The organism is Rohdeia mirabilis (genome assembly GCA_007750655.1).
GTDB lineage: Bacteria > Planctomycetota > UBA1135 > UBA1135.
On the sequence record CP036290.1, the window covers coordinates 2,070,304 to 2,096,283 of the forward strand.

The window sequence follows — 25,980 nt, forward strand, 5'->3', positions numbered from 1 at the left end:
GGACAGTGACACGGCGTCACTCGTCCTCGAGATAGCCGAGCATACGAAGCATCTCGAGCTCGTCCGCACTCAGATCCTTGGTCGCCCCGTCGCGCAGGCCCATCGATTCCAGGAACGTGCGGTGCGCCTTGAGTCGGCCCATCATCCGTTCGACCCGATCCTCCTGCTCTTCGTCGTAGAACAGGTTGCGCGTCTCGCCCGGATCGGTGGCCAGATCGTAGAGCTCCTCGAACGGGTACGTGTCGATCGGTCGGAAACGACTCTTCTCCGTGAGGATCAGCTTCCAGGAGCCTTCGCGGATCCCCTGGTGGATGAAGTCCGGAACGGGCGCCTGGCCCATGTTGAACTCGTTCTCGACGAAGTTCTTCGCGCCCTCACTGGCGGCGCCACCGCGCGCCCACGGACCGAGCGACGGAGCATCACCGAAGACGAGAGGTTCGTTCGGGGGGGAGCCCGACGGACGCACTCCGGCCAGATCGAGCAGCGTCGCCGGGAGCTGGACCGTGTTCACGGGCACGTCGACGCGCTGGGCGGCCACCGTGGGGCCGTTCAGGATCAGGGGCACGAACACCTCGGCCTGGTAGATCGAGTACCCGTGCTCGAACATGCCCTTCTCGTTGAACTCCTCACCGTGGTCCGAGGTGATCGCGATCAGGGTCTCGTCCGCGATCCCGAGTTCGTCGAGGAGGTCGAGGATCTGCGCCAGCCCCTCGTCGCTGGTGCGGACCTCGGCGTCGTAGAGGTCGCGCCCGACCAACTGGCGGCGCTCGTTGTGGACGGGGAAGCCGTCGTGGTTCTGGGCGAACTCACGCCGCCAGCGCGCGGGCGGCGCGTAGGGCGTGTGCGGGTCGATGTAGTGGACGTAGAGGAAGAAGTCCTCGTCGGCGTTGGTGCGCAGCCACGACTCGACGTGCCGATTCATCGCGAAGATGTCGTTCGCGTACTTCCAGTTGAACTGGTGGCGAGTGACGGCGATGAGGAGGCGTCCGAAGATCGAGTCACGCAGTGCCGCCTGCGCGGTCGTGTCGTCGACCGGCTTGTCGAAGAACTCGTCGAAGCCGCGGTCGAAGTCGAAGTCCGCCTTCACGTTCGGGTTCGACACGAAGCCGGCAGTGGCGAAGCCTGCCCCGGCGAACTCCTCGGCCAGCGTTGTCATGCCCTCCGGGGTCCGCAGCTGTGATCCGTGCTTCAGCGCGCCGTGGCGCGAGGGCCACAGTCCGGTCAGGACCGATGCGGTGGAGGGCTTGGTCCACGGAGCCGGACTCGAGACGTCCTCGAAGACCGTGCCTGCCGCGGCGAGTGCGTCGATGCGCGGCGACGTCGGACGCTCGTAGCCGTAGCACCCGAGGGCGTCGGCGCGCAGCGTGTCGATCAGGACGAAGACCACGTTGCGCGGCGCGCGGTCGTCCGCGGCAGGGGCCGGCCGCGCGCTCGCGAGGCGCGGGTAGACCGGGGCCGGCAGTGCCGGGGTCGATGCTCGCAGACCCGCTCCGACGATCACGGTCAGCACGACCAGAGCTGGCAGGACCCGGCCCGTGAGCCAGTGCGCGCGCGAGCTGCCGTCGGAGGCGGGGAACAGCGAGCGGAGCGGTTGCAGGAGTGCTCCGAGCGGTGCGGCTACCAGCGGAGCGAGGAGGGCGACGCCCGCGAGGATCGCGATCGACGTGACCGACTTGAGGCTGCCGCCGGGAGCTGCGACCGACGCGCGCCACAGCTCCGAGCCCAGCGCCACGACGAGGCCGGCGCCGAGTCCGGTCAGCGCTTCGTTCGCCCCCTTGGCGTAGGGCAGGCGGCGTGCGATGCCGGCGGCGACCAGTGCGCCGGCACCGGCCGCACCCCAACCGACGAGCGAGAGCACCGCGAGCTGGCTCGGGCTCAGGAAAGGGATCAGTTCCTCGGCGTAGTACGCGCCGTGGCGCACCCAGGCCCACAGGCCGCCGACCAGGCAGAAGAAGGTGCCGAAGGTGCGGCGCCGATCCCCGCGCGCCAGGGCCAGAGCGACGAGTCCGGCGAGTGCCGCCACGACACCGAACCCGACCGTTTCGACCGTCGTGCGCTGGAACCAGGCACTGATGCGCTCCGCGGCGCCGGCGGGTTCCGCGGTCACCGCCTGGAACTCGCGCACGTGCTTCACCGTCGAGAGGTGCCGAGCGGCCAGGGCGCCACCCAGGCACCAGGCCAGGCCGGTCGAGCGGAGGACGATCGTTCGCAAGGGTCCCATCAGGTGTTCGAGTGGGGAGGACTGGCTCAGGTGAGGCCGAGGTCGGTGCGAGCGACCTTGATCGGAAAGGCGCGGACGAGGTCCTTCGACTCGCGGACGAGTGTGGGCCGTCCGTAGCCGTAGCCCTTGAACGAACCGACGGTGCGGAAGTCGAGTCGACCGAGACCCGCGCGCGAGATCTTCTTCGCGCGCGCCGCATAGCCCACGACCTCGGTCAGACCGCGGACGGCGAGATCGGCGAGGACGAAGCGCATGCCCGCCTGGTAGAGCTTGCGCCCGCGGTGCTCGGGGCTGGTGAAGGCCTTGTAGATGAAGACCTGGTGCGGGTGCAGCTGGCGCTTGACGTAGTGGGGGACGTTCAGATTGCGCGGATTGACCCACATCGTGAACACGGGCGTGCCGTCGAAGCGAGCGACGACCACCCGGTGCTCGAGACCGAGGCGCTCCGCTCCGTGGGCGCGGTCGGTGGCGTCGAGCTCGGTGTGGTGCACGTCGCAGCCGAGCACGTCGTCGCGGGTACCGAAGTGGAACGAGTAGCCGTCGGGGGCGTTGAACACGTCGTCCCCGTCGCGGACCTCGCGCACGAAGACGTCGTAGGTGTCCCAGACCACGTTCCAACGGACGCGGCTGGCGGTCTTGCGCAGGCCGGACAGCACGCGAGAATCATACCCGCCGTCCGCAGCACGCGAGTACGTCGACAGGTCGGCGGCAGTGTTCTTCCCCTGCGGTCGAGCTGTCCGGATCCAGGCCGATCCGCGGACGGACCGGTGCTTTCTGAGCTGCCACGAGAGCAGCGCTCCCCTCGCGTCCCTAGAGACCGAGGAAGAACTGTGTCGTCCCGCCGACCGTGCGGATGGAGTTCGGAGACAGGGCGTCGAGGCTGACCCAGGTCAGGTCGAGCGGCAGGTCCAGTCCCACGAGCGCCGGTTGGTTCGGCACGTTGAACTGGATCGGCACGATCGGCACGCCGGCGCCGTCGAACACACCGAGGAAGGCCTGGAAGGGCACGGTCCCGCTGGCGGCGTCGATCCACAGCTGGTCGAAGTCCTGGGCGATCACGCGCGGGTCGCCCGGATCGTTGCCGAGCGACGCCAGGGCGAACGGGTTCAGCTGGCCCAAGGAGCCCGGCAGGAGGAGGAACGGGAGGCCGGCGTCCGTCGGACTCTCGAGCGTGATGGAGTTGCCCGGGACCTGACCGAACTGGTAGATCGCCGGCACCATGAACGGGTCGGGATCGAGAGTGCGCGAGAACGGAACCACCGGAACGGCGGCGTCGATGCCGTGCTCGTACACGCAGTAGCCGTCGAGCACGAAGACGCTCGCTCCCAGCAGTCCGGCGATCCCGACGCGGCCCGGGGCGACGACCAGGTCGGTGGGCTCGTCGTAGTTGCCGGCGAACACCTGCGGCGACTGGAGTGCGCGGTCGACGCTGGTCACCCGACCGGTCTGCGCCGAGGCGAGCAGCAGGTTGCCGTCGCCGTCGAACGTGATCCCGCGGCTCAGGTCGTCCACGTCGAACGCCGTGTAGCGGTTCGACGGCCAGTGGTTGACGAGTGCGGGCGACGGGGCCATGTGCACGCGAAGCACCTCGCCCGGGGAGGTCGACGTGGCGCCCTGGGCGACGAAGATGTCACCGGACACCGGGTCGAGTCCGAGCGCGCGTCCGTTGAACGTGATGGCGACCGGTTCGAGCACGCCGTTCGAGAGTTCGTACAGCCGCGAGACGCCGTCCGGGTCGGTCGCTCCGTCGAGGAGGAAGGTTCCCGCTCCCGCGTCGTTCACGAGGTCCACCAGGTTCGCGATCTCGTCGGCTCCGTCGGCGAACTCCAAGGAGGCCATGTAGCCGGACAGGGGCGACAGGCGGTAGATCAGCCCGTCCGAGTTGCCGACGAGCAGTTCGCCGCTCGGATCGGCCGCCACGGCCGTGAGGTCGCCCGTGAGTCCGGACGTCGCATCGGCGAGCAGGCTGGCCGGGCTGCCGTCGAGCGGAAGGCCCACGAGCTTGAGGTCGTCCGTCACGGCGGCCAGCTGCGCGCCGGCCTGGTCGTAGCACAGCGCGACGGGCCGGCCCCATTCGGGACGCACCCAGCCCAGGACCTTGCCGGCACCGGGGGCGTCGAGGTCGAGCATGCGCGGTGCGGGCGGCGGGACCCCTTCGATCTCGTGCAGGCGGTTCCACTGCGAGACGTAGAGGCTGAAGCCGGTCGAACTGGTCAGCGGGTTCGTCGAGCGCGAGATGGTCAGTCCGCTCGCGCGGTTGAGGTAGCCGGAGCCGATGCGGCTGACGCGCTCGGTCTGGGGATTCCAGACGCGCACCGCGAACTCGTCCTCGCAGCCCACGTAGATCCGGCCGGTGGCGTCCATCACCATGTCGCCGTCGCCGACGTTCTCCTGGTTGGAGAGGTTCAGTCCGGTGAAGCCCGGCAGATCCAGGAGCAGGCCGCTCTGCTCGTCGACCACTCCGACCGTCCCCTCGAAGCCGGTGGAGTTCCACTCGTTCGCGAGGACGCGCGGGCCGAAGACGTCCGGGAGCACACCGCGCGTGTCCTGCAGGGCCACCAGCGACGAGAACTGCCCGGGTGCCGTGAGGCGGCCGACGATGCCGAAGCTCCAGCCTTGTCGCGCGGCCACGTAGGCGTCGCCGACCCGGTCCATGAACATGTCCTTGCCGACGACGATCTGGTCGAACGGGTCGGTGTAGGTCATGCCGACGATCGGCGCGCCGCCGGTCTCGGTGACCGTGTGGATCGCCCCGAAGCGCGTCAACGCGTGGATGGTCCCGTCGCGGTCGAGGTGCATCCCCTCGATACGCGACGTCAGACCGTCCGCACCGTCGGCCACGTTGGTGGTCACGAGTCCGGGCAGGGTGATGCGATCGATCTTCACCACGGAGCCGAACACGTCGCCACCCACGAGCAGGTGCCCGTCGCGGTCCGTGACGATGCTGTTGACGTTCAGGCCGTAGGTCGTGAGCTGGGTGCCCGTGCCGGGCACGGGCCAGATCGGTGTCATCACGTCGTTCGCGGCGGTGGCTCCGAGCAACACCTCGCGCAGGTTCGACAGTCCGTTGCCCTCGACGACCCACAGACTGTCGCCGCCGCCGGTCGACGCCGGTGCGAACGCCAGTCCGCGAACGGGGCCCGGGAACGTCATGAACGTCCCGGTGGTCCCGGCCATCCGGTCGTGCAGCAGGACGTCGAAGTTCGAGGCCACGTAGATGTCGCCGTTGGACGTCAGCGCCACGTCGCCGTCCCTGCGGCCGATCTGGAAGCCCGACGCGGGTCCGATGGCTTCGCGGACGGGCGCGCCGTCGTCGTCGGCCGTGAGGAGGATGAGCCCGGCTCCGGTGTCGCTCAGCACGAGTCCGCCGCTCAGGGCGTCCGGTGCCGAGGCGGCGGGGGAGCGATCGACCGAGAAGTACGACCAACGCTGTCCGTCGGAGCTGACGTGAGCGACGCAGCGCGTGTTGTTCGAGATCGTCTTGCAGGCGATCCAGAAGTCGCCGTTCGCGTCGATCGACAGGTCCGTGGGCTCGCGGATGATGTAGACGTCCGAGTAGATGAGCTGCGGGACGCCGGGCACGGTGCCCACTTCGTAGATCGAACCCGTGTCGTCGATCACGGCCGCCGAGCCGGGGCCGAGCGAGACGCTCGCGATCGTGGGGCGCGCGAAGTCGCCGGGGTTCGCGAGGACGGTCTGGACCCCGAGGGACGTGACCTCGATCACGTGACCGTTCTCGGTCGTGACCAAGAGATCGCCGCTCGCGGTGCGCGACAGGTCGACGGCCTGTCCCGGGAGGGCCGCGACGGTCTGTGCGTTCGCAGCGGAGGCGAAGAGGCTCGCCGTCACGAATACAGCCGCAATCAGGGGCGCTCCAGGAGCGCTCCGCGCGGACGTGGGGGAGCCCTCGATGCACCGCGCCGAGCGCTCGGCCCGGTCCGGGGCGACGCGCGGGGGGGGCGCGCACTCGGTTTCGTCGCACCGGGAGGCGGCGCAGTGTTTTCTCACGTTCACGGGTCTTAGGAGGACGGTGGGCAGGGTGGGTCGCATCCAAGGCTTCCGCCCGCCTAGTGTAGCCCGTGGGCGCCTGGAACGCGGAATGGGACCCTTTCCGACGGGGGCTCCGGCCGGCGGTTCCCGCGCAGCCCTCCGACAACGCTAACCTTCCTCGCGAGGGGGGATTGTGGACATGCCCATCGAACCGGAACTGCGCTCGCTCCTGCGCCGTGCTCTGCGCTCGTCGCGGACCCCTGCCCCGGAGGGCGACGAAGCGGCGACGCCTCTCGCCGACCTGGGAGGAGGTGGACCGCGCGGGGCCCACACTCTCGAGATGCGCACAGGCACCGTCGTCGGGGTCGACGGCCGCGACGTGTTCGTGGAGTTCGGGCCGCGCTTCCAAGGCGTCCTGCGCCTGGCCGAGGGCGAAGACGCGCCCAGCGAAGGCTCGAGGCAGCGCTACACCTTGCGCGGCACCGAGGAGGGCCTGTGGCGTCTCGAACGCCCAGGGGTCCTGCCACTGAAGACGTGGCGCGAGATCTGCGTCGGTGACCTGGTCGAGGCGCGCGTCCTCGCGCCGCACCCGTTCGGTCTCGAGCTGCGGGCCGGTGAGCTCCACGCCTTCATGCCGTTCTCGCAGCTCGGTCTCGGTCGTCGCGTCCAGGCCCGTGCCCTCGTCGGTCACCGCATGGTGTGCGAGGTCCTGGCGGTCGAGGCGCATCGACAGCGGATCATTCTCTCCCGGCGACTCGCCAAGAGTCGCGAGCGCGAACGCGGGCTCGTCCACTCGGACCTCTCACCGGGCCGCATCGTCAGTGGGCGCGTCGCCAAGCTCGTGCCCTTCGGTGTCTTCGTCGATCTGGGGCCGCGTCTGCGCGGACTGGTGCACATCTCGAACCTCGCCCACGGTCGAGTGCGCGACCCCGCCGAGCACGTGGAGGTCGGTGCGACGATCGAGGTTCTGGTGCTGCGGATCGACCGCGGCGGGCGGCGGATCTCGCTCGGACTCAAGCAGTTGCTCACGGATCCGCTCGACGCGCTCGACGCGCGCTGCGAAGTCAATCCGGTGGTGCTCGCGCGCGCCCAGGAACGCGCACCGAAAGGGCAATGGTTCGACCTCCCCGGGGGACTGCGCGCGCTCGCGGATCGCGACGGGTTGGCGCCGCTCGAACCCGGATGTCGCGAGCTGCGGACGGGAGCGACCGTACCCGTGCGCGTGATCCACATCGACTTCCCGCGGCGGCGCGTCGACGTCAGCGTGCGTCACGAGGACGGCCGGCTCCTCCAGTTGGAGGACACGTTGACGATCGCGGGCGACGAGGACGAAGAGCACGGCGTCCACGACGCCCGGCTCGCGGGACTGATCGGCAAGGCGCTGCGCACCGGCGGCGGATTCGACCGGCGGTGAGCGGGCGCGCGGCGCGCGGCGGTGGTGCTAGTGCCCGCCGCCAGCGCCCGCGGGCGAGTCGACTCCCCCCCGGGGGGGCGGCGTCGTCGAGTTCTCGTCGGAGGACGCTTCATCGTCGTCCTGTTCCTGCCCGTCGGATCCGCGGTCCTCGCCCGCTTCGACCACGCCCGCGTAGCCCATCTCCTGCAGGAACTGGAGCGTCGTGGCATCGGCACCGAACGAACTCGGTCGCACGAGGGCCGACGCTTCGATCCAGGCTTCCACGCGCTCGCGGAAGTTCGCGGCGATCGACCGCGTGCCTTCCTCGCGGGCCAAGTTCTCGGTCGCGATCGGGCTCTCGCTCAGATCGAACAGGGCCTCGTTGCGACGACCCTCTCGATTCGGGTCGATCCCCAGGTGGTAGAGCCACTGGCCCTCGCGGACCCCGAAGATGTCGCGGCGTCCGACCCCGCGCCAGTTCCCGATCGCCGTGGACAGGAGGACCGACTCGTACTCGCCCGCCCGCTCGAACAGGTCGGGCCCGACGAGGTTGCCGGTGGCCTCGACGCCGAGCAGTCGCAGCAGCGTCGGCGCGGTGAAGCGGTTCGGTGTCACGCGGTCGTCCACGACGCCCGCGGGCACGCCGGGACCCGCGACGAGCAGCGGCACGTGGATCGACTCCTCGAACAGCTGCGGACCGTGACCGAGGCTGCCGTGCTCGAGGAACTCCTCGCCGTGGTCGCTCGTCAGGACCACGACGGTGCGGTCGTCGAGGCCCGCGGCGCGCAGCGTCTCCTCGATCCGACCGATCGCGCGGTCCACGTCGTGCACCTCGAGGTCGTACAGCGCGTGCGCGTGCTCCACCCAGCGCGGCCACAGGGCCTGCTCGATCTCGTTCCGCTCGCGCCCCTTGCGCATGAGCAGTTCCATGTCGTCGTGCGAGTAGCCCTGGGGGTCCTCGACGCCGTACAGCTCGCGGACCTCGGTGGGTGGGTCGTAGGGCCCGTGCGGATCCGTGAACTGCAGGAACAGGAAGAAGCGTTCGCTCCGGTGCTGTTCGATCCACGCACAGACGTCGTCGGTCACCGTGGAAGCGCGCTCCCAGTCGGTCACGTGGAACGTCGTGAAACCCTGATCGAAGTTCTTGGCCGGCGAGACCAGCGGATTCATCGACCAGGCACCGGTCGCGAAGCCACTCTCCTGCAGCTGTTCGGCCAGCGTCGACCAACGCTCCGAGAGGTAGTTGCTCGTCGAGTCCTCGACGCCGTGTTCGAGCGGCGTGAGAGCGGTCAACAGCGACGCGGTGGACGGCCAGGTCCACGAACTGGCGGAGTAGGCCCGTTCGAAGTTGGTACCGCGGCGGGCCAGGGCCGCCATGTTCGGGGTCTCGCCATCGAGTGCCGGATCGAAGGCGTCCGCGCGCATGGTGTCGATGACGACGAACACGAGCGACGGCGCGAGGCGCGAGTTGAGCGCGCGGCGCAGCTCGTGGGGCACCTCGATCAACAGGTTCGCGAAGCCCGCGACGAAGCGCTTCGAGACGCTGCTGCCGTCCGTGAGCGCGACCTCGAGTTCGACCTCCTCGACGCCTTCGAGCTCGACGAGCCCCTCGTGCCACTCGCGTACGTGGGTCGACTCCTCGAGCGGCGGGCCCGCGTAGTCCTGGTGCACCAGGACGCGCTCGAACACGGTCGCATCACCGACGCGGGCGGTGAAGCGCACGCCGCGGCGCTTGCCGAGCTCCTTCCACGAGTCCTCGTCGAGACCCGCGGCCAGGTCGAGGCGTGCGCCCAGTTCGGCCCACTCGGGCGGGATCTCGACGCGCACCCGCGAGGGGGGCGTCATGACGAGAGCGGGGCGCGGACCTCCGTTCTTGTTGGTGGCCGTGGTCGTCGTGAAGATCTCGCTCTCGACGGGTCGGTTCGAGTGGCTCTTCAGCACGCGGTACAGCTCGGGGGACTCGAGCACGCTCGAGCGGACGCGCCAGTCGAGAATGGGGGGCCGCAGGGCTTCCGCCCGTCGCGCGACCCGTGGCGCGACGACGCCGACCAGCACCAGTGCGACGAGCGCCGACCCGAGCTGGACGCGCGCCGACCGCGGAGGGCGCAGGAGGCGCAGCGCGAGTACGACCGCGACGGCCCCACAGAGCCCGTAGCGCAGTCCGTCGACCGCGGTGCCTTCGGTGGGCCAGAACGCGAGGGCCTGGTCGGGGCTCGGCCAGCCGAACGTCGCGAGGAAGATCGCGAGTGCTGCGAGCACGAGCGCGACGCTGCGCACGCGCCCGGGAGCGATCGTCACGAGTGCGGCCGCGACGGCCCCCGTGCCGGCGGCGAAGAGGACCGAGGCAAGCGCGCCGTCGAGGCTGATCGCGCTGAGGCGTTCCTCGAGCGCGAGCAACAGGCCCGCGCGCGCGGCCGCCGTCAGGCAGGCGATCTCGACGAGCGTCGCGAGTCCACGCGCGAGCGAGCGACGCTCTCGAACCCAAGGTGTGGTCGTTTCGGAAGACATGGAACGGTCGGTCGCTCGGCTGTCCGTGCGCGACGCCGAGGGAAGTTCGGAACCGTGGTCGCCGCGAGCGGTCGGCGGTCGGCTACCAGGAGCGAGCGGTCGCACGGACGAACGAGTAGTAGAACACCGCGTTCGGATCGCGGGACACGGCGCGCAGTTCGCTCCTCATGCCATCCACCACCGCTTGCTCGACCTTGCCGGCCGCGAGCAGACCCGGAGCGCCCGAGAGCAGCAGGTCGGTCCAGAACTCGATCATCTCGGCGCGCTCGACCGGCGCGCGATTGTCGAGGTGCAGCGTGACGACGTCCGTGCGGATGTCGCGGAAGCCGACGGCCTGGAGCAGGTTCCCCAGCTTCGCGCCGACGAACGGATCGCCACCGAGTTCGAACTGGTGGTCGTTGAACGCCATCCAGTAGGCCAGGATGTTCGGGCTGTAGGGATCGAGGAAGAACGACATGTTCTGGACCTCGGTCACGGCCACGGGAGCGCCCGGTCGCAGCACGCGCCGCACCTCGGACAGGACGCGGGCGGGATCCGCGACGTGCTCGAGGATCCAGCACAGGAACGCGCCGTCGAAGGACTCGCCCTTGAACTCGAGGTCGGCGGCGTTGCCGAGGTGCAGTTCGAACCGGCCCTGCGCGCAGGGGTTGGACGTGAGGTAGCTCCGCGCGCGTTCGAGGTTCGCCTCCGACGCGTCCAGGCCCGTCACGTGCAGATCGGGGAAGCGGCGCAACAGGATCTCGGTCTGCGCTCCGACCCCGCAGCCGATCTCGAGCAGACGGCGACAGCGGGCGAAGGGCAGCCCCTCGTGCACGCGCTGCTCCATGAAGCGTGCCTGGTGGTAGAGGCGCTGCTGCTCCTCGGGCGTGAAGCCGTGGAGGTAGCCGTGGGGGGTGGGAGACTTGGCGGCGGTCATGGGACGGGTACGGACGAAGTGAGCGGCCTGCGAGCGGCGGAGCCCTGCGAGCGTGGCCGCGCCTGAGGCGGACGACGGTACCGCAGCGGGAGGTTTCGACGAGGGCGATCTCGGGCAAGGGTTCCGCTTCGAAGCGGCTGCTGCGCCCGGCCGGGGCCGGCGCCACGGTTCGCTACGGCTCGCCCAGGATCTGCGCCCGACCGCGACCCGACGTGCCGTCCACGAAGTCGCGGACGAATTCGTCGGCGGCGGCCAGCGGGACCCGCACGATCTGCCGCACCTGCGGCCCGTAGTTGGACTCGAGCGCCGAGCCTCCCCTCGCGCGCAGCAGCGACTCGACCAGGCCACCCGCTGCGTACTCGTGGAGCAGCTCGATCCCCACGCTACGTTCGACGCGCACCGAGCCGGCCGCGTCGAGCGCACCGGCCGCCGTGCCGCCGTAGGCCCGGATCAGGCCACCGACCCCGAGCTTCACGCCGCCGAACCAGCGGGTGACGACCACGACACAGCCCTCGAGTTCGCGTCCGAGGATCTGGCGCAGGATCGGAGGTCCGGCCGAGCCCGCCGGCTCGCCGTCGTCGCTGCTGCGTTCGTCGCGCGGGTCGGCCGACAGGCGCCAGGCGAAGCAGTGGTGCCGCGCGTCGGCGTAGCGCTCGCGCTCGGCGGCGACGATCGCTTGGGCCTCGGCGGCGTTCGCCACGGGGGCCGCGAGGCCCACGAAGGTCGAGCCTTTGATCTTCTCCGGCTCGTGGCGCGCGCTGCGCGGGAGGGTCAGGAAGTCGGTGGCCGGGCCGCTCACGCGATGCGGCGCAGCGGTCTTCGGCCACCTTCCTTGGGTGGACCGCTCGACAGGACGACGGCGATCGGGCGCGTCGTCTCGATGCTCGCCAGGACGATCTGCAGTGTCGCCATCAGCGGCACGGCGAGCAGCGCACCGACCACGCCCCACAGGGCCGTCCAGACCACGACCGACACGATGATGACGAGCGGTGAGAGATCGAGTTCGCGACCCAGGATCTTGGGCTCGACGTAGGACCCGATGAGCGTGTTGATCAGGAAGTAGGCGACCGCGACGACCACGCCGTCCACCCACGTGTCTCCGACGGCCAGGGCGGTCACGGTCGGCAGGGCACCGGCGATGAGGCTGCCGAAGTAGGGGACGAAGTTGAAGACGAAGGTGAGGATCGCGAAGGGGAGCGCGTAGGGCACTCCGACTCCGACGAGCACCGCGTAGGCGAGCGCACCGGTCGCGAGGGACGTCAGGGTCTTGATGCCGACGAAGCGCTGGATGCCGCGACCGATGGTGTCGATCACGCGCGCCGCCTCCTCGCGTCGATCGCCCGCGACGGCGAGCATCTTGCGTCGGAAGACCACCTGCTCCGCGAAGATGAAGAGCATGTAGATCAGGACCAGGATGAACGTGCGGCTCAGCGAGACGCCGGACTGCAGGAACTCGCGCGCGTAGCCTTCGGCGCGGCCCTGCTCCTTGATGTCCTTCAGCTCGGCCTGGAGCGAGTTCTTGACCTCGGCGGGCAGGGTCGTGGCCGCCAGGCGCGCGCTGATCCCCGCCAACAGGACGTCGAGAGCGGGTGTCTCCTCCTCGGGTTCGGTCGCGACCGCGTCGATCGCCTCGTCGCCTTCGCCGGCGACCTCGAGATCGCCTTCGCCGACACCCGCGAGATCGCCTTCGCCGTCGACCGCCACATCACGTGCGCCGTCGACCGCGCCATCGCCCACGCCATCGCCCACGCCCTCGACATCCGCTCCACCTGCGTTCCTCTGGGCCGTGGCGACCGGCGCCGGCGAGGCTTCGTCGATGAAAGCTCGCACGTACTTCTGGGCCACGTTCAGGCCGACGACCGCGCCGTAGAGCAACAGCCCGGCGAGCGCCAGCACCGAGACGATCGGCGGGACCCGGAACCGCGCCAGGAAGCGCACGATCGGCGAGAGCATCTGCGCCAAAAGGAGCGCGATCACCAGCGGCTGGATGATCGGCGCGGCGACCTTCAGCACCCATCCGACCAGGATGGTGGCGATGATGCCCAGGGGGAGCAGCAGGGAGCGGTTGGAGGCGGGTGCCATCGGGCTTCCAAGCTACGGCCTGCGATCCGCGCTGGCGAGCCTGTCGCCCCGCTCGGCGCGCACGCGTTCCCGGTGCGGGCCGGTGCGATCGCGCGGCGGGGCTCGCGCCCTCGGTCCGGCGCGGCCCGGCGCCTAGGGGCAGAGTCCGATCCGTAGGCCGTTCGACAGGTCGAGCAGGGGGCTCTGCGGATCGAAGGCGATGGCCTGGAAGTAGAGGACGACGCCCGTGAAGTTCGGGTTGTTCGGCACGCCGATCTTGCGGATCCCCGTGCCAGTCGCGTCGACGGAGAAGGGGTAGAGCGTGAAGTTCGCCACCGGGTCGATCAGGGCGCGCTGGCCGGCGCCGATGTCGAGGTCCGCGGACCCGCCGGACATCGCCAGCCAGCCCAACGTGCTCGGCACGCAGTTCGAGACCTGCAGTGCGAACGGACCACCGAGTCGGCCGGGCGTGGCGGTCGTGAGCTCGAGCTCGTTGCCGGGCCAACCGGTTCCGTAGGTCTCGAGCGGACACACGACCGGATCGTTCGCGAGCGCCACGATGCGCAGCTCGCTGATCGTCGTGAACGCGGACGATCCGCCGGGCGTCCCGACCAGTCGGATCTCGCGCCCGATGACCGGATCGAACGTGAGGTCGAAAGCTTCGTAGGAGAGCGTTCCCGGACCGGGTGCCTGCAGGGGCGGCGAGATCTGTTGGGTGGTGACCGGTGTCCACGGATCGGTGTCGCGCATCCGCACCTCGACGGTCATGTCCTCGAACCAGCCGCCGTCGAAGTAGTGCAGTCCTTCGCGGAAGTGCAGCGCGCTGAAGGTGTACGGCTGGTCGAAGACGTAGCCGTAGTAGTCGACGCTGCCCTGGGCACCGTTGTGGAACGAGGCGAACTGCGCCAGTGAGCTCGCGCTGCCCGGACTCGGCTCGGTTCCGTCGTGCACGAGCGCGATGTTCGGATTGCCCTTGCCGAGCGAGCCGGGAGGAACCAGCTCGTCGACACGGGCGATGATCGAGCCCTCGGACGTCACGTCGCGCGCGCCGTTCAGCGGGTTCGGAGCGATCGTCAGCACGCGCAGTTCGGAGGCCGACACGAAGCCGATCGTTCCGCCCGGCACGCCACGCACCCGCACCGCGTCACCCGCCGTCGGGGCGAAGCGCATCCGATAGCTCGTGAAGCTCGAGAGGTACGGCGCCACGGGGCCCACCGGATAGGGCGGATCGCAGTCGAAGTCCTCGACGGCGGTCCACACGCCGTTCTCACGCACTTCGACCGTCAGGGTCTCGAACCAGCCGCCGGTGGTGTTGATCTGGCCGCTGGTGAGGTCGACGCCGACGATGCGGTCGTAGGGGCCCGGCGCCGTGCCGAGCTCCCAACCCAGCCAGTCGTCCGCGCCCTGGTCGCCGCCGTGCGAGGTGTTGAACTGGCCGAGCGCGGGGGCCGTCGCCGGCACTTCGAACAGGTCGCGCAGCACCTCGTGGTCCGGGTTCCCGGTGCCCTGGGGGATCGGCGGCACGAGTTCGTGGAGGCGCGCGATGAACGTCGCATCACCCGTCGCGTCGAAGACCTGGCGCTCGTCGTAGATCCAAAGGCGCGCGAAACTGGTCGTGTTGCCCACCGTCGTGCCCGTGAGCAGGAGCTCGTGGAAGACGAGGTCGCCGAAGGTGCCATGGTCCCCGAGCTGTGCGAGGAACGACGCCCCGGCACCGGTCGAACTCGGGTGCGTGTGCCCGTTGTGGTGCAGGAAGAGACTCCAGTCGAGACTGACGGGCCCGAAGCCGTCCACGTCGGTGCCGCTTCCCGTGACCAGCACGTCGTCGGGCGTCAGCAACTCGTGGCCCTGGTCGGGACTCGTGATCTCGACGAGCGGCGGCGACACGCCCACCAGGATCTCGGCCGCGTCGGTGTCCGTCAGGGTGTCGACGTCCTCGACGGTCACGCTCGCCACGTACGTCCCGTCCACGGTGTAGGTGTGCTGCACGGTGTCGGCGCTCGTGGTCACCGGCGTCGAGCCGTCGCCGGGATCGAACGTGTACACCAGCGGACCGCCCTGGGGATCGCTCGAGCCACTGGCGTCGAACGTCACCAGCAAGGGCGCCGCGGACGGCGTGAACCCGAGCGCGAGGTCGGCCGTCGGCGAGCCGTCGTCGCCGTAGCGCACGCGCCAGATGTGGCCGTTGCTGCCGTCGGCGTCGAGCAGTTGGACGATGTGGATCTCGCCGGTGACGCTGTGCCGTTCGAGGTCGACGACGTTGTCGAAGTCGGTGGCGAACTCGTGCACGGCCGTCACCGCGAAGTTCTGGTCGAACTCGAGCGTGCGGATCCAGTCGTCGCCGTAGTCCGCGACGAACAGGCGCCCGTCGTAGTCGTTCGGATAGTTGGCGCCGCCGGTGTAGAAGTCACCCGCGACCGCGGCGCTGCCGCCGAAACCGCCGTCGGGTGCACCGTGGTGATCCAGGCTCGGCGTGGACGGCGGGAACAGAGCCGCGGGGTCGAAGCGCGTCCAGGCCAGGATGGGCGGGGTCTGCACGCCGACCTGCGGATCGCCGCAGTCCATGTACCCGAACGGATTCGGATCGGGGCGGTTGTAGACCGAGTACAGGAACTGCGGGTCGGCGCCCTCGACGCAGGGCCACTGGAAGTTGAGACCCGGGCCGTCGACCAGGTTCAGCTCCTCGTAGTACTGGGAGCCCACGTCGCTCACGACGAACAGCCCGGGATCGCCCAGGCTCGGATCGCTGGAGCCGAGTCCGGGCAGGTGGGCCATGCGGTACGCGTTGCGCAGTCCGAGGCTCCACACACGCGAGCGCAGATTCGCCGGGTTGCCGTCGTAGAAGGGATTGGACGGGAGTCCGAGACCCGTCTCGGGATCGATGCGCAGCACCTTGCCCGCGAGCGAACGCAGGTCCTGGGCGCGGAACGCCCCCGAGTCCTGGTCCTTCGGGATCTGTCCGCGCAGACCGGTGACGGGATGCACGAAGTCGTCGAACCCCGGGTCGTCGACGCCGCCCACGTCGAGACCGACGAAGTAGGCGCCGTCGCCGCACGAGATCATCAGCGAGCCGTCGTCACCGAAGATGAGCGAACCGTTCGAGTGCGAGTCCCGCAGGGACGCCATCGCATCCGGCGCCGTGCCGTCGGCGAGGCGTTCGCCGAGCAGGATCTGCTTGCTCGTGAGGTCGGCGACGATCTCGTTCTGCCCGTTGGTGATCGCCTTCCAGCGCGCCAGGATCGACCACGAGTACTTCTGGTCCTGGTCGTAGAGCGGGTTCACTCCGAGGATCGGCGTCGCGGTGTAGGCGACGTAGACCCACGACGTCGCGCCGCCGTCCGGCACGAAGCCCGGGTGCAGCGCCAGTCCCAGGAGCCCGCGGTCGTCGCGCGAGTTCACCTCGGCCGACATGCTGAGGAACGGCGTGGTCTGCGCGCTCGTGCCGTCGTGGACGAGGATGCGGCCCGGCTTCTCGCCGACGAAGAGCGTTCCGTCCGGGGCGAACACGAGGACGACGGGCCTGGACCAGTTGCCCGGGACCTCCGTCAGCTCGAAGTCCTCCGCGAGGTGCGGTTCGTCGGCGCTCGCGCGCGGTGCACCGAGAGCCACGAAGGCGAACACGAACGCGGCGGCGACGCCCGTGCGGGAACCGGGGAGGTGGGGGAGCTTCATGGGCGGGGATCGGCGGACTCGGGTCGTGGACGCGTCGATCGAGGCGTGCGGACGTGGCTTGCGGACGTGGCTTGCGGACGGGGGCGGGAGTTCGGGGACGTTCCCACCACCAAAGTATGCGTTCGGCCCGTGGCCGCGGTCGATCGAGGCAGGGGCTAGACTGCGGCCCCGGCGCCGGACGTGCCGCACAGCCAGATGGTTCCCGTCGATCCCGATCCGCCCACCACGCCCCCCGAGGGCACTCCCGATCCGGCGGATGGAGCGGAGCCCAAGCGGCGTTCGCTCCTGCCCGACGACCACTGGAGCAAGACGCGCGACGCGCGCAACCACGAGGCACTCGACTACCTGCGCGAGCGTTCACGGGCGCCGGGCGTCGAGTCCGGCGGGACGTCGCGCAACCAGTACTGCATGGAGTGCGGCGGCGTTCTGCCGTTGTCCTACGACAGCTTCGAGCCGGCCGATCGGTCCGTGCGCGAGACGTGCCCGCACTGCGGCGCCGAGGTGAACCCGACCGTGCGCGCGATGTTCAACTGGGTCGAGATCGACCAGGTGCCTCCCAGCGACGCGGCGGCGCTGATGCCGTTCCTGCTCGTGGGCGTGTTGGTGCTCGTGCTCGTCGCCGCGCTCTTCGTGCTGGGCTGAGGAGTGGCGTGGGTGGCCGCGTGCCTCGCGCGCTCGCACGCGCATGCGCCGATCAGAGCGGCAGATCGAGGCCCGGCTCCTCGCGCGCCACCACACCGCTCGTGCCGCGCACGAAGAGGCCGTTCGCGTCGAAGGCCAGTCGCAGGCCCTCGAAGTCCGTGTTGCTCTGACCGAACTGCACGCTGGCGCTCCCGCCGTTGTCGAACGGAACGCTGCCGGAGAGGTTGAAGCCTTCCGCACGCCGCCAGACCCACAGTAGTTCCGTGCCCAGGTCGCTGTCGTCGGGGCCCTCGACGCGCCGAACCACGTGCGGGGCGCCCAACTCGGCCAGGGCCGTGGTGAGGTCGGGGCGCGCGTCGAGCGCCCACTCGACGCGCTCGGCGCCGAGCGGTCGACCGCGGTGCGCGTTGGTCCAGGTGAACTGCACGCAGCCGCTCGACCAGGCGGCGGCGAGTGCGACGACGATCGTTCGCACGTGCGCGCTCACTCGTCGCCGCTCCAGGGCGACTCCCACTCGGCTCGCTCGGCCTCGAAGGTCGCGGCCGCGTTCACGAGCGTCCCGTCCGCGTCGAAGAAGAGCCAGATGCGATCGCTCTGGGTGTCCTCGTTGAGGAAGCCGAACACGAGCAGGAACAGACCCGTGCGCTTCACCTGGGCGTACTCGTAGCGCCACGCGCTGCCGTTGCCCAGCTCGACCACTTCGCTCGGCGCTCCGAGGACCTCGGTCGCGTCGATGGCCGTGCTCTCGCCGGGGCGCAGACTCGCGTAGGCCTCCGCCGCGAGCGGCAGGTTCTGGTGCCCCCGGGACAGGAAGCAGGAACTGAAGAGCAGGCAGACGGCGAGGGCGATGGTGGTCTTCACGCGCACCAGGATGGGCGGCGCGCGTCCGCGGCGGCAAGGTCCGGTCAGTCGAAGAGGCGTCCCTGTCTCGTTCGGCGCACGGGCGGCAGCGCCGGTTCCGGTCGCTCGTCGGCGATGACCCCATGTCGCCGTGCGAACGTCTCGAACATCGAGCGCACCAGCTCCCAGCGCACCCCCGAGCCGGCCATGCGTTCGCCGAAGGCCGCGCGACCCGTGCGGTCGGCGCCGCTCGCCGCCAGGGCCGCGAGCACGCGGTCGGCGGCACTCGGCAAGCGCTCGCGCAACCGGCGTTCGAAGATGGCGCGCACCGGGCCGGGCAGGCGCAGGAGGCTGGCGAACGCGCGCGTGCCTCCCGCTGCGGCGGTGCGCGCGAGCAGGTCGTCGAGCTGGCGGTCGTTGAGTCCCGGGACGACCGGCGAGATCGACAGGCCGGTCGGAACGCCCGCCTCGGTCAGCGCGCGCATGGCGCGGAAGCGTGCCGAGGGGCTGGGGGCGGCCGGTTCGAGCGCACGCGCGGTGGCGTCGTCCGCGAAGGGGATCGACAGGTACACCTGCACTCCCGGACCGGCCGCGAGTCGGGCCAGGACGTCCGCGTCGCGCTGCACCAGGGCCGCCTTGGTGAAGAGCAGCACGGCGCGCCCGCGGGCCAGGCAGACCTCGAGCATCCGCCGCGTCAGGCGCAGGGAGGCCTCGAGCGGCTGGTAGGGGTCGGTCGCCCCGCTCAGACACAGCACCTCGCCGTCGAAGCGGGAGGACGTGAGCTCGAGCGACAGCAGTTCCGCCGCGTTCTCTTTCACGACCAGCTCGTGCTCGAAGTCGCCGTCCGGATCCAGGTCCAGGTACTCGTGGGTCGGGCGCGCGTAGCAGTAGGCGCAGGCGTGGGCGCAGCCGCGGTAGGCGTTGGCCCCGAAGCGGAACGGGATGTCGGGACTGTCGTTGCGCGTGACGATCGACTTCGCGCGCTCGCGCCAGACCCGCGGACGCCGGCTGGGCGGATCGCTGAGCCAGCGTCCCTCGGCCTCGTCCCAGGGATCGGGTGCGTCGTCCCAGGGCAGCGGGGCCGCTGCGTTCGTCGCCGACTCACCGCCGCTCGTCGTCACGCGCCGGTGAACTCGATCGCGCCCTGCGGGAGGAGATAGACGATGCCCATCTCGCCGCCGGCCACGGTCGGAACGTGTTGGCTGTCGGGGCCGTACACGAGCCAGCCGGGTCCACGCCCGTCGAAGGTGGGGGACCCGTCGAGCGCGAAGCAGAAGTCGATCTCGCCCTGGGGGTGGCGGTGGTGGGGGCCGGGCCCGCTCATGTGCACCACGTCGATCGAGAAGCCACAGGTGGCGTCGCTCGCCTTGGCGACGCGGCCGTACTTGACCGGGAGCTCACCGCGCTCGGCCACCTCACCTGCCGTGATGAGTTCGGCCAGGCGGGCGCCGATGGCGCGGGCCTCCTCGCCGTCGACCGGAAGGAGGCGAGCCAGCTCGGCCTCGGCCTCGGCCGGGTGGGAGGCGTCGACGGAGCGGGCGAGTTCGACGAGGCGTTCGAAGATCGGATCCATGGGTCTGGCTTGGGTCGCGCGGGCGCACAGCCTACCCTTGCGGACCGACCTTGCCGGCTCGCGACCTTTTCGAATCGACACCCGCTTGTGACCGCGCCCCGTGCGCGGCAAAACCCGAACGAACGCTTCGGGCCAGCGCTGCTTCCGACCGCACTCATCGAGTCCGCGGGCCGTAGGCGCTGACCCGGGACCGCCTGCGAACGACTCGTGCGGCGCGCTCGCTGTGCACCGGTAGCTGCGGCCCACCGGTCGCAGCCTGTGCACCACCGCGCGTGCGCTGCGCCGAACCACCACGGAGGCCAAGGACCTCCGCGATCACCAGACCACGACGATGACGACGAAGCGAACGGCGAAGAAGACGGCCAAGAAGGCTGCGAAGAAGATCACGAAGCGCGCCGCGGCCAAGACCGCGAAGAAGGCCACGCGCACCACTCGGAAGGTCGCGACCGCGCCGATCGATCCGGACGAGGAGCTCGACGAAGAGCTGAACGACTCGGTCGACGAGGCGAGCGTCGAGGACGCCGATCCCGATGAGGCGACCGCCGTCCGTGCGGCGGACGAGGACGATTCCGACGCGACCGCCGAGGACGAGCCGAGCACCGCCAGCGAGCACCCGCTCGAAGAAGGTCCCGTCGAGGTCGAGCTCGAACCGGTCGAACTCCTTCCCGATCGCCGCGTGCCCGCCACGCGGGACGAGCTGCTCGAGGACTTCGGTGGGGAGTACCTGTCGATCCAGTCGCTGTTCGAGTTCTGCTTCGTGCCCACCGGTCGCCTCGCGTTCCTGCGCGACCTGGCCGTCCAGGAGGACTGGGGCGACAACGGCACCGTGCTGCTCAAGTACCTGGCGGTCAACGTGCGGCTGGCGATCGAGCAGGAGGCCTACGTCTGGAACGGGGACCAGCTCGTCATGACCGTCGGTGGACTGACCACGCCCGCCGGCACGCCGATCTACCTCGGCCTCGTCCGCAACCAGGACCCGGGTCAGAACCCGTGGGTCATGAACTGGGTGGGGGAGCGTCCGAGCTGCGCCGAACTGCCCCGCCCCGCGCGTCTGCCCCAATGGCCCTCCGCCATCGGCTCCGGCGAGATCGTGGTCGCGGCCGAACTCAGTGACCCCGAACGCCGCGTGCGGATCCCCGCGCTCGAGGGCATCACGCCCGTGGCCCAGTCGTGCGCGATCGTGGGCGCCGTCCACTGGGCGCTGCGCCGCGGACTCGCGGTCAAACAGCTCCACGGTCCGTCGCGGGGCTACTTCGTGCCGCTCTTCCTGCGCCAGCGCGAGGACGCGACCGACGTGCCCGACGGAGCGGCGCCGGTCATGACCGTCGGGACGCGCCTCGTGGTGCGCGCGGTCCTCGAGCCCCACATCTGCTATCCCTCCGCGCGCGCCCTGGTGGAGCGCTGGGACCAGCTGCCCACCTGGCTGATCGAGTCCTGGGACGCGTCGCGCGAGAACGCCGCGGACTGATCCCGGCCGAGCCGTTCCGAACGCCCCTGGCCGCGCGCGTGGCCAGGGGCGGGTCGCGGGGCCCCGCGCCGGGTCCTCGCCGTTGGATCGCGCGGCGCGGGGCGCTATCCCTGTAGCGACCCTTCGAGGACTCTTCCGGCGCGCGTCGCCTCGGGTCCTCGTCGATCCACCTCGGCGTCGGACACGCCTCCTCGTCCCGCCCCATCCCGTGTCGCGACCGAACCGAACGCTCGAAAGCCTCCTGCGGGCCCTCTTCGCCCTCGTCTGTCTGACGCTGGCCGTGGCTCCGCTCGCGCGCAGCGGTTTCAGCGGCGACGACCTGGCGTTGCTCGGCCGCGCGTCGGGCCATGCGATCAGCCTCGACGAGGCCTCGAGCGACACGGAGCCCGCGCTGCTGGCCGGAGCGGTCGACACGCGCTCGGTCGCGCGGCCGGATCGGCCGTTGCCGTTGTTCGACGTGCCGCCGATCGACGTCATGCAGTTGCTCGGCGACGACGCGCGCGGCGACACGGGCTCGCTCCTCTCGGGCTACTCGATCGGACTCTCCCTGCGCCTGTGGGGGTCCGACACCGAACACGACGGCGGACTGCACTCGGCCTTCTGGTACCGCTTCGAGAACTTCCTCTGGTTGGTCGTCGCGGCACTCGGACTGTGGCGCTTCCTGTGGCGCATCTTCCGGCCCTGGGTCGGCAGCGAACAGGCCACGCGCGCGTCGTCCGCCGCTGCGTTCCTGTTCGTCCTCCACCCGCTCGCGATTCCGTCGATCGCCGCCATCGCCGGGCGGGCCGATGTGATGGCGCTGGCGTTCGGCACCTGGGCCGCGGCCGCGTTCCTGCGCGGACGACAGGAGCGGCGCTACGGCTTCGTCTACGCGTCCGCGGCGCTGACTCTGCTCTCGGGTCTGTGTGGCCAGGTGTCGCTCACGCTGCCGTTCAGTCTGGCGTTGGCCGAAGCCTTCTCGTCGTACCGCTACCGACCGGTCGTGGCCCGCGTGCGCACGGCGCTCGTGACGCTGCTGATCTTCTCGGCCGTGGTGCAGCTGAACACGGCCGTGGTCGCGCTCCTGTCCGGACACGGGTACTACCCCGTCGCGGTGATGACGCTTTCGCGCCTCGGCGATCTCGACGGCGCCCTGCGCGCACTGGCCCTGTCGATCGAGAAGGTGGGGGTGCTGCTCCTGCCCGCGAACATGGCGACGCTGGGTCTCGTCGGGATCTTCGGCGCTGGCCTGCTCGGACTCGTCGCCCTGCAGCCCGCGTTGATCGCCGCGCGCACGGCGCCGCGCCTGTGGGGCTGGACGCTGGCCTGCTGGCTCGGTGCCGTGGCCGTGTCGCTCCTGTTCGGCGTGCACGAGCGCGTGCGGCTCGACGGCCTCGCGACCGCGACCACACTCCTGCCCGCGGCGGCCGCCCTGTGCAGTGGTTGGGGCTTGGCGGCGACAGCTCTGCCGGGGCTGCGTCGCCTCGGAGTTCCGATCGTTCTCGCACTCGGTCTCGCGATCCTGGCGCACGGCAACGCGCTCGCCTGGGCGCGCGCGACCGACGCGTTCGCCGAGACGATGGCGCAGGTCCGCGAGCGCGGAACCGCTCCGGCCCTCGATCCGGACGGTCGACTGGGCGGCGTGACGCTGCTCGTCGACGCGCCGCGCTCGGTCGCGGGCATGGATCCCATCGGAGTGGGGCTCGAGTGGGTCAGGCATCCGCTCTTCGACCCCGAAGGTCCCTGGCCGTCCCCGCCGTGGACCGTCGACGTGCCCAGCGAGGCCCTCGGTGCGGTCGTTCGGGCCGGGCTGTGGACGCGGTGGCGCGAACGCGGGCTGCGCGTCGGCGTCAACACCGGCTCGGGACGCTTCGCGTTCACCGACGTGATGCCCGGTATCGCCGCCGGCTCCGACTCGCTCGCGGTCGATCCGGCCGCCAGTCGCGCGCTCGTGGTCGAAGTGGGTGAAGCCCTGCCCGCCGAGACGCAGGTGCGCTGGAGCGGCCAACGCGCGTCGGGTTCGGCGCCTCTGGGCCCGTGGCTCGGCGACGTGGGCGCGCGCACCAGCTGGGTCGATCTCGCCGGACGGGCCGACTGGTTGCTGACCGGTACCGTCGACCGTGTGTGGTTCGAGCCCGTCGCGCACACACCGGCCCACCGACTCGAGGCCGAGCTGCCACGTTTCGTCGGGAACCTCGGCGAGCCGCGCGCCCTCGACGACGGCCGCTGGACCTTCGGTGCCCTGGCCGCTGGTGAGCGCGAGAGCCACATCGAGCTGCGCCTCCTCGACCTCGCTTCGCTCGAGACGCGCGTCGTCGAGCTGCGCCCCGACGCTTCTGGAGCGCTCGTCGTCGAACCGCCGAGCGACCTCGTCTATCGTGCGCGGGAGTACGGCGTGCACGAGTTCGCATTCGAGCTGACGCGCTTCGTGGACGGTGCGCCGGTGGCGCGGTTCCACGGTGTCCTTCCCCGCGCTTTCCTCCGCTGAGACACGATGTCCACCCAACCTTCTCGCGCCCTCGATTCCTTCGAGAATCCGAACCCCGAGCGCGACTACGAGATCCGCTTCGAGTGCCCCGAGTTCACCTGTCTGTGCCCCAAGACGGGCCAGCCGGACTTCGCGACGATCCACATCGACTACGTGCCCGACCTGAAGTGCGTCGAGTTGAAGAGCCTCAAGCTCTACCTGTGGTCCTACCGCGACGAAGGCGCGTTCCACGAAGCGGTCACGAACCAGATCCTCAGCGATCTGGTCGAGACGACCCAGCCGCGCCGGATGACCGTGATCGGTGAATTCATGGTGCGGGGCGGGATCACGACCACGATCGAAGCCAGCTACCCCTGAAGCCGAGAGGGGCGGGTCCACAGGCGTCGATCACAGCGGCGGGCCTTGCGTCAAGAGCTGTTGCGATCCATGTCGGGTCCGTCATAGGACTCGTGACCGGTGAGACGCTATGGTCGCTCGCCATGTTCGAACTCCAGCACAGGCTCGGCGCCCTGCTCGCCACGGCAGCGCTCGCCATCTCGGCGGCAGCGACGGTCGCGTCGGGCGCCGCGCCGAACGGGACTGCTCGAATCGGCACTGCTCGAATCAACTCGGCGCAGGACGGCGATCCGCCCGGCGCCTCCGTCCAGCTCTCGAGTTCGTGCGCACGCTGCCACTCGGCGGCCCCCGGGGCCAGTGCGCTGCGCGACGCGGACGGCGAGACGGTCGCGCCCTACGACCTGTGGCGCGGAACGATGATGGCGAACTCCGCGCTCGATCCGCTCTGGCGCGCGGTCGTGTCGGTGGAGGTCGCCGCGACGCCTTCCGCGCGCGCTGCGATCGAATCGAAGTGCCTTTCGTGTCACGCGCCGATGGCGGACCAGGTCGGGATCGACGTTCCGGACGGAGCGTCGCCCATCGCGGTCCTCCACGACGAGGGCATGCTGGGTGAACTGGCGCGCGACGGCGTGTCGTGCACGATCTGCCACGGCATCGCTCCGGACCGGCTGGGCACGGCGGCGAGCTTCTCCGCGGGCTTCGTGCTCGATCCGTGGAACCGGCTCTACGGACCGCACGAAGATCCGTTCCAGAACCCGATGAACCGCGCGACGGGCTTCTTCCCGACGCACGGAGCACACATCCTCGACTCGGCGCTGTGCGGTTCGTGTCACACGCTCGAGACCGACGCGCTGCGACCCGACGGCACGCCCACCGGTCACGTCCTGCTCGAGCAGGCACCGTACATCGAGTGGCGGAACTCCGTCTTCGACACGGAGCGCGCGGAACCCGGGCCGAACGCCGCCAACTGCCAGGACTGCCACGTCCCGACGACGAACGCGGACGGCTCTGCGATCGAGACGCGGATCGCTCGCAATCCGGGTGGAAGCGACTTCCCGTTCACGACGCCGCGTCGGCCCGTCGGACGTCACGTCTTCGTGGGGGGCAACACCCTGGTCCTCGGCCTGTTCGAGGAGCACGGCGAGGCGCTCGGCGCGACGGCACCGCGCGAGGCCTTCACCGCCACGCGCGCCGCGACGTTCGAACAGCTCGAGGAGCGCACCGCCGCCGTCGAGATCGTGAGGGCCGAACGCGAGGGCGACAGGCTGACCGTCGAGGTGCGCGTCCAGAACCGCACTGGGCACAAGCTGCCCACGGCGCACCCCACGCGCCGCGCTTTCCTGCGGGCCACGGTGACGGGTGCCGACGGTGCCACGCTGTTCGCCAGCGGAGCCACGGACGACGCCGGGCGGCTCGTCGACGCCGCCGGCGAGATCCTGCCGTCCGAGGTCGCGGGTGGACCGATCGCTCCCCATCGCGACGTGGTTCGTGCGCCGGACGAGGTGGTGGAGTACCGCGCCGTCATGGCCGACGAGCACGGTGCCCCGACGCACCTGTTGATGCGCGGGGCCACGTGGCTCTCGGACACGCGGCTGTTGCCCCGCGGTTGGTCCGCCGAGCATCCGGACGCCGAGCGGACGCGCCCGATCGGGACCGAGGACGACGCCAACTTCAGCGCTGGTGAGGACACGGTGACCTACTCGATCGACCTCGCGGGGCGCCGTGCCGCCGCGGTCGAGATCGAGCTCTGCTACCAGACGCTGGCCCCGCGCTGGGCCGACGAGATGCGTCGGTACGACACGCCCGAGGTGGCGCGCTTCATGCAGATGTACGAGGACGCCGATCGCGCCCCGGTCGTGTTGGCGGCGGCGCGCGTCGAGCTTTGACCGCGAG

The 25,980-nt window shown here is 70.4% G+C and carries 18 protein-coding genes; 6 read left to right on the top strand and 12 right to left on the bottom strand.

Going from position 1 to position 25,980, the window contains the following annotated elements:
* Window positions 1-16: 16 nt before the first annotated feature.
* The 3 genes from Pla163_RS07790 to Pla163_RS07800 all read right to left on the bottom strand — a co-directional run bounded on the left by Pla163_RS07790 (window position 17) and on the right by Pla163_RS07800 (window position 6,070).
* The gene (locus tag Pla163_RS07790) at window positions 17-2,221 is read right to left on the bottom strand and encodes a sulfatase family protein (RefSeq protein ID WP_145186108.1); all 2,205 of its coding nucleotides are present in this window, start codon (window positions 2,219-2,221) and stop codon (window positions 17-19) included.
* A 26-nt stretch (window positions 2,222-2,247) separates the two neighbouring features.
* Complete coding sequence (locus tag Pla163_RS07795) at window positions 2,248-2,877, bottom strand: GNAT family N-acetyltransferase (RefSeq protein ID WP_145186111.1); 630 nt, start codon at window positions 2,875-2,877, stop codon at window positions 2,248-2,250.
* A 154-nt stretch (window positions 2,878-3,031) separates the two neighbouring features.
* Window positions 3,032-6,070 carry a hypothetical protein gene (locus Pla163_RS07800; RefSeq protein ID WP_145186114.1) on the bottom strand — a complete coding sequence of 1,013 codons (3,039 nt, stop codon included), beginning with the start codon at window positions 6,068-6,070 and terminating at the stop codon, window positions 3,032-3,034.
* Window positions 6,071-6,410: 340 nt separating this feature from the next.
* Between Pla163_RS07800 and Pla163_RS07805 the strand changes: the two genes are divergently transcribed.
* Window positions 6,411-7,625 (top strand): S1 RNA-binding domain-containing protein, encoded by a 1,215-nt coding sequence (locus tag Pla163_RS07805; RefSeq protein WP_145186117.1) that lies wholly within the window; start codon window positions 6,411-6,413, stop codon window positions 7,623-7,625.
* Between the two features lie 27 nt (window positions 7,626-7,652).
* On the opposite strand, the gene Pla163_RS07810 is transcribed toward Pla163_RS07805, so the two are convergent.
* The 5 genes from Pla163_RS07810 to Pla163_RS07830 form a co-directional block, all read right to left on the bottom strand.
* On the bottom strand, window positions 7,653-10,112 hold the full coding sequence (locus Pla163_RS07810; RefSeq protein ID WP_145186119.1) for a sulfatase: 2,460 nt from the start codon (window positions 10,110-10,112) through the stop codon (window positions 7,653-7,655).
* A gap of 82 nt (window positions 10,113-10,194) precedes the next feature.
* A complete protein-coding gene (locus tag Pla163_RS07815) occupies window positions 10,195-11,028 on the bottom strand; it encodes a methyltransferase domain-containing protein (protein ID WP_145186122.1) in 834 nt (277 codons plus the stop codon).
* 172 nt (window positions 11,029-11,200) lie between these two features.
* Window positions 11,201-11,827, bottom strand: coding sequence for an IMPACT family protein (locus tag Pla163_RS07820; RefSeq protein ID WP_419186437.1), 627 nt, complete (start codon window positions 11,825-11,827; stop codon window positions 11,201-11,203).
* On the bottom strand, window positions 11,824-13,110 hold the full coding sequence (locus tag Pla163_RS07825) for an AI-2E family transporter (protein WP_145186128.1): 1,287 nt from the start codon (window positions 13,108-13,110) through the stop codon (window positions 11,824-11,826). The genes Pla163_RS07820 and Pla163_RS07825 overlap by 4 nt, the downstream gene beginning before the upstream one ends.
* 132 nt (window positions 13,111-13,242) lie before the next feature.
* Entirely contained in the window at window positions 13,243-16,761 is a 3,519-nt protein-coding gene (locus Pla163_RS07830) for a PQQ-dependent sugar dehydrogenase (protein ID WP_145186131.1), read from the bottom strand.
* 195 nt (window positions 16,762-16,956) lie between these two features.
* Here Pla163_RS07830 and Pla163_RS07835 point away from each other — a divergent pair, with 195 nt between their 5' ends.
* Window positions 16,957-17,403, top strand: coding sequence for a hypothetical protein (locus Pla163_RS07835; RefSeq protein ID WP_145186135.1), 447 nt, complete (start codon window positions 16,957-16,959; stop codon window positions 17,401-17,403).
* A gap of 52 nt (window positions 17,404-17,455) precedes the next feature.
* Here the strand turns inward: Pla163_RS07835 and Pla163_RS07840 are convergent, their stop codons facing one another.
* The 4 genes from Pla163_RS07840 to Pla163_RS07855 are packed head-to-tail and all read right to left on the bottom strand — an operon-like array spanning window position 17,456 to window position 19,816.
* Entirely contained in the window at window positions 17,456-17,878 is a 423-nt protein-coding gene (locus tag Pla163_RS07840) for a hypothetical protein (protein ID WP_145186138.1), read from the bottom strand.
* Window positions 17,879-17,886: 8 nt separating this feature from the next.
* A complete protein-coding gene (locus Pla163_RS07845; RefSeq protein ID WP_145186141.1) occupies window positions 17,887-18,264 on the bottom strand; it encodes a hypothetical protein in 378 nt (125 codons plus the stop codon).
* Between the two features lie 44 nt (window positions 18,265-18,308).
* Window positions 18,309-19,364 (bottom strand): radical SAM protein, encoded by a 1,056-nt coding sequence (locus Pla163_RS07850; RefSeq protein WP_419186438.1) that lies wholly within the window; start codon window positions 19,362-19,364, stop codon window positions 18,309-18,311.
* Entirely contained in the window at window positions 19,361-19,816 is a 456-nt protein-coding gene (locus tag Pla163_RS07855; RefSeq protein ID WP_145186147.1) for a 4-hydroxylaminobenzoate lyase, read from the bottom strand. Before Pla163_RS07855 ends, Pla163_RS07850 begins: the two co-directional genes overlap by 4 nt.
* Window positions 19,817-20,147: 331 nt before the next feature.
* Between Pla163_RS07855 and Pla163_RS07860 the strand changes: the two genes are divergently transcribed.
* The 4 genes from Pla163_RS07860 (at window position 20,148) to Pla163_RS07875 (ending at window position 25,973) form a co-directional block, all read left to right on the top strand.
* A complete protein-coding gene (locus Pla163_RS07860; protein WP_145186150.1) occupies window positions 20,148-21,284 on the top strand; it encodes a hypothetical protein in 1,137 nt (378 codons plus the stop codon).
* A 208-nt stretch (window positions 21,285-21,492) separates the two neighbouring features.
* Entirely contained in the window at window positions 21,493-23,751 is a 2,259-nt protein-coding gene (locus Pla163_RS07865; RefSeq protein WP_145186153.1) for a hypothetical protein, read from the top strand.
* A gap of 6 nt (window positions 23,752-23,757) precedes the next feature.
* Window positions 23,758-24,108: a preQ(1) synthase gene (gene queF, locus Pla163_RS07870; RefSeq protein WP_145186156.1), complete on the top strand. Its 351-nt coding sequence runs from the start codon at window positions 23,758-23,760 to the stop codon at window positions 24,106-24,108.
* A 122-nt stretch (window positions 24,109-24,230) separates the two neighbouring features.
* Window positions 24,231-25,973 carry a multiheme c-type cytochrome gene (locus Pla163_RS07875; RefSeq protein ID WP_145186159.1) on the top strand — a complete coding sequence of 581 codons (1,743 nt, stop codon included), beginning with the start codon at window positions 24,231-24,233 and terminating at the stop codon, window positions 25,971-25,973.
* Window positions 25,974-25,980: the final 7 nt, after the last annotated feature.

Coding starts and splice junctions, on each gene's coding strand:
- Pla163_RS07875 (WP_145186159.1), top strand. CDS start 24,231: ATGTTCGAACTCCAGCACAGGCTCGGCGCCCTGCTCGCCACGGCAGCG.
- Pla163_RS07825 (WP_145186128.1), bottom strand. CDS start 13,110: ATGGCACCCGCCTCCAACCGCTCCCTGCTGCTCCCCCTGGGCATCATC.
- Pla163_RS07855 (WP_145186147.1), bottom strand. CDS start 19,816: ATGGATCCGATCTTCGAACGCCTCGTCGAACTCGCCCGCTCCGTCGAC.
- Pla163_RS07835 (WP_145186135.1), top strand. CDS start 16,957: ATGGTTCCCGTCGATCCCGATCCGCCCACCACGCCCCCCGAGGGCACT.
- Pla163_RS07815 (WP_145186122.1), bottom strand. CDS start 11,028: ATGACCGCCGCCAAGTCTCCCACCCCCCACGGCTACCTCCACGGCTTC.
- queF (WP_145186156.1), top strand. CDS start 23,758: ATGTCCACCCAACCTTCTCGCGCCCTCGATTCCTTCGAGAATCCGAAC.
- Pla163_RS07810 (WP_145186119.1), bottom strand. CDS start 10,112: ATGTCTTCCGAAACGACCACACCTTGGGTTCGAGAGCGTCGCTCGCTC.
- Pla163_RS07860 (WP_145186150.1), top strand. CDS start 20,148: ATGACGACGAAGCGAACGGCGAAGAAGACGGCCAAGAAGGCTGCGAAG.
- Pla163_RS07790 (WP_145186108.1), bottom strand. CDS start 2,221: ATGGGACCCTTGCGAACGATCGTCCTCCGCTCGACCGGCCTGGCCTGG.
- Pla163_RS07830 (WP_145186131.1), bottom strand. CDS start 16,761: ATGAAGCTCCCCCACCTCCCCGGTTCCCGCACGGGCGTCGCCGCCGCG.
- Pla163_RS07805 (WP_145186117.1), top strand. CDS start 6,411: ATGCCCATCGAACCGGAACTGCGCTCGCTCCTGCGCCGTGCTCTGCGC.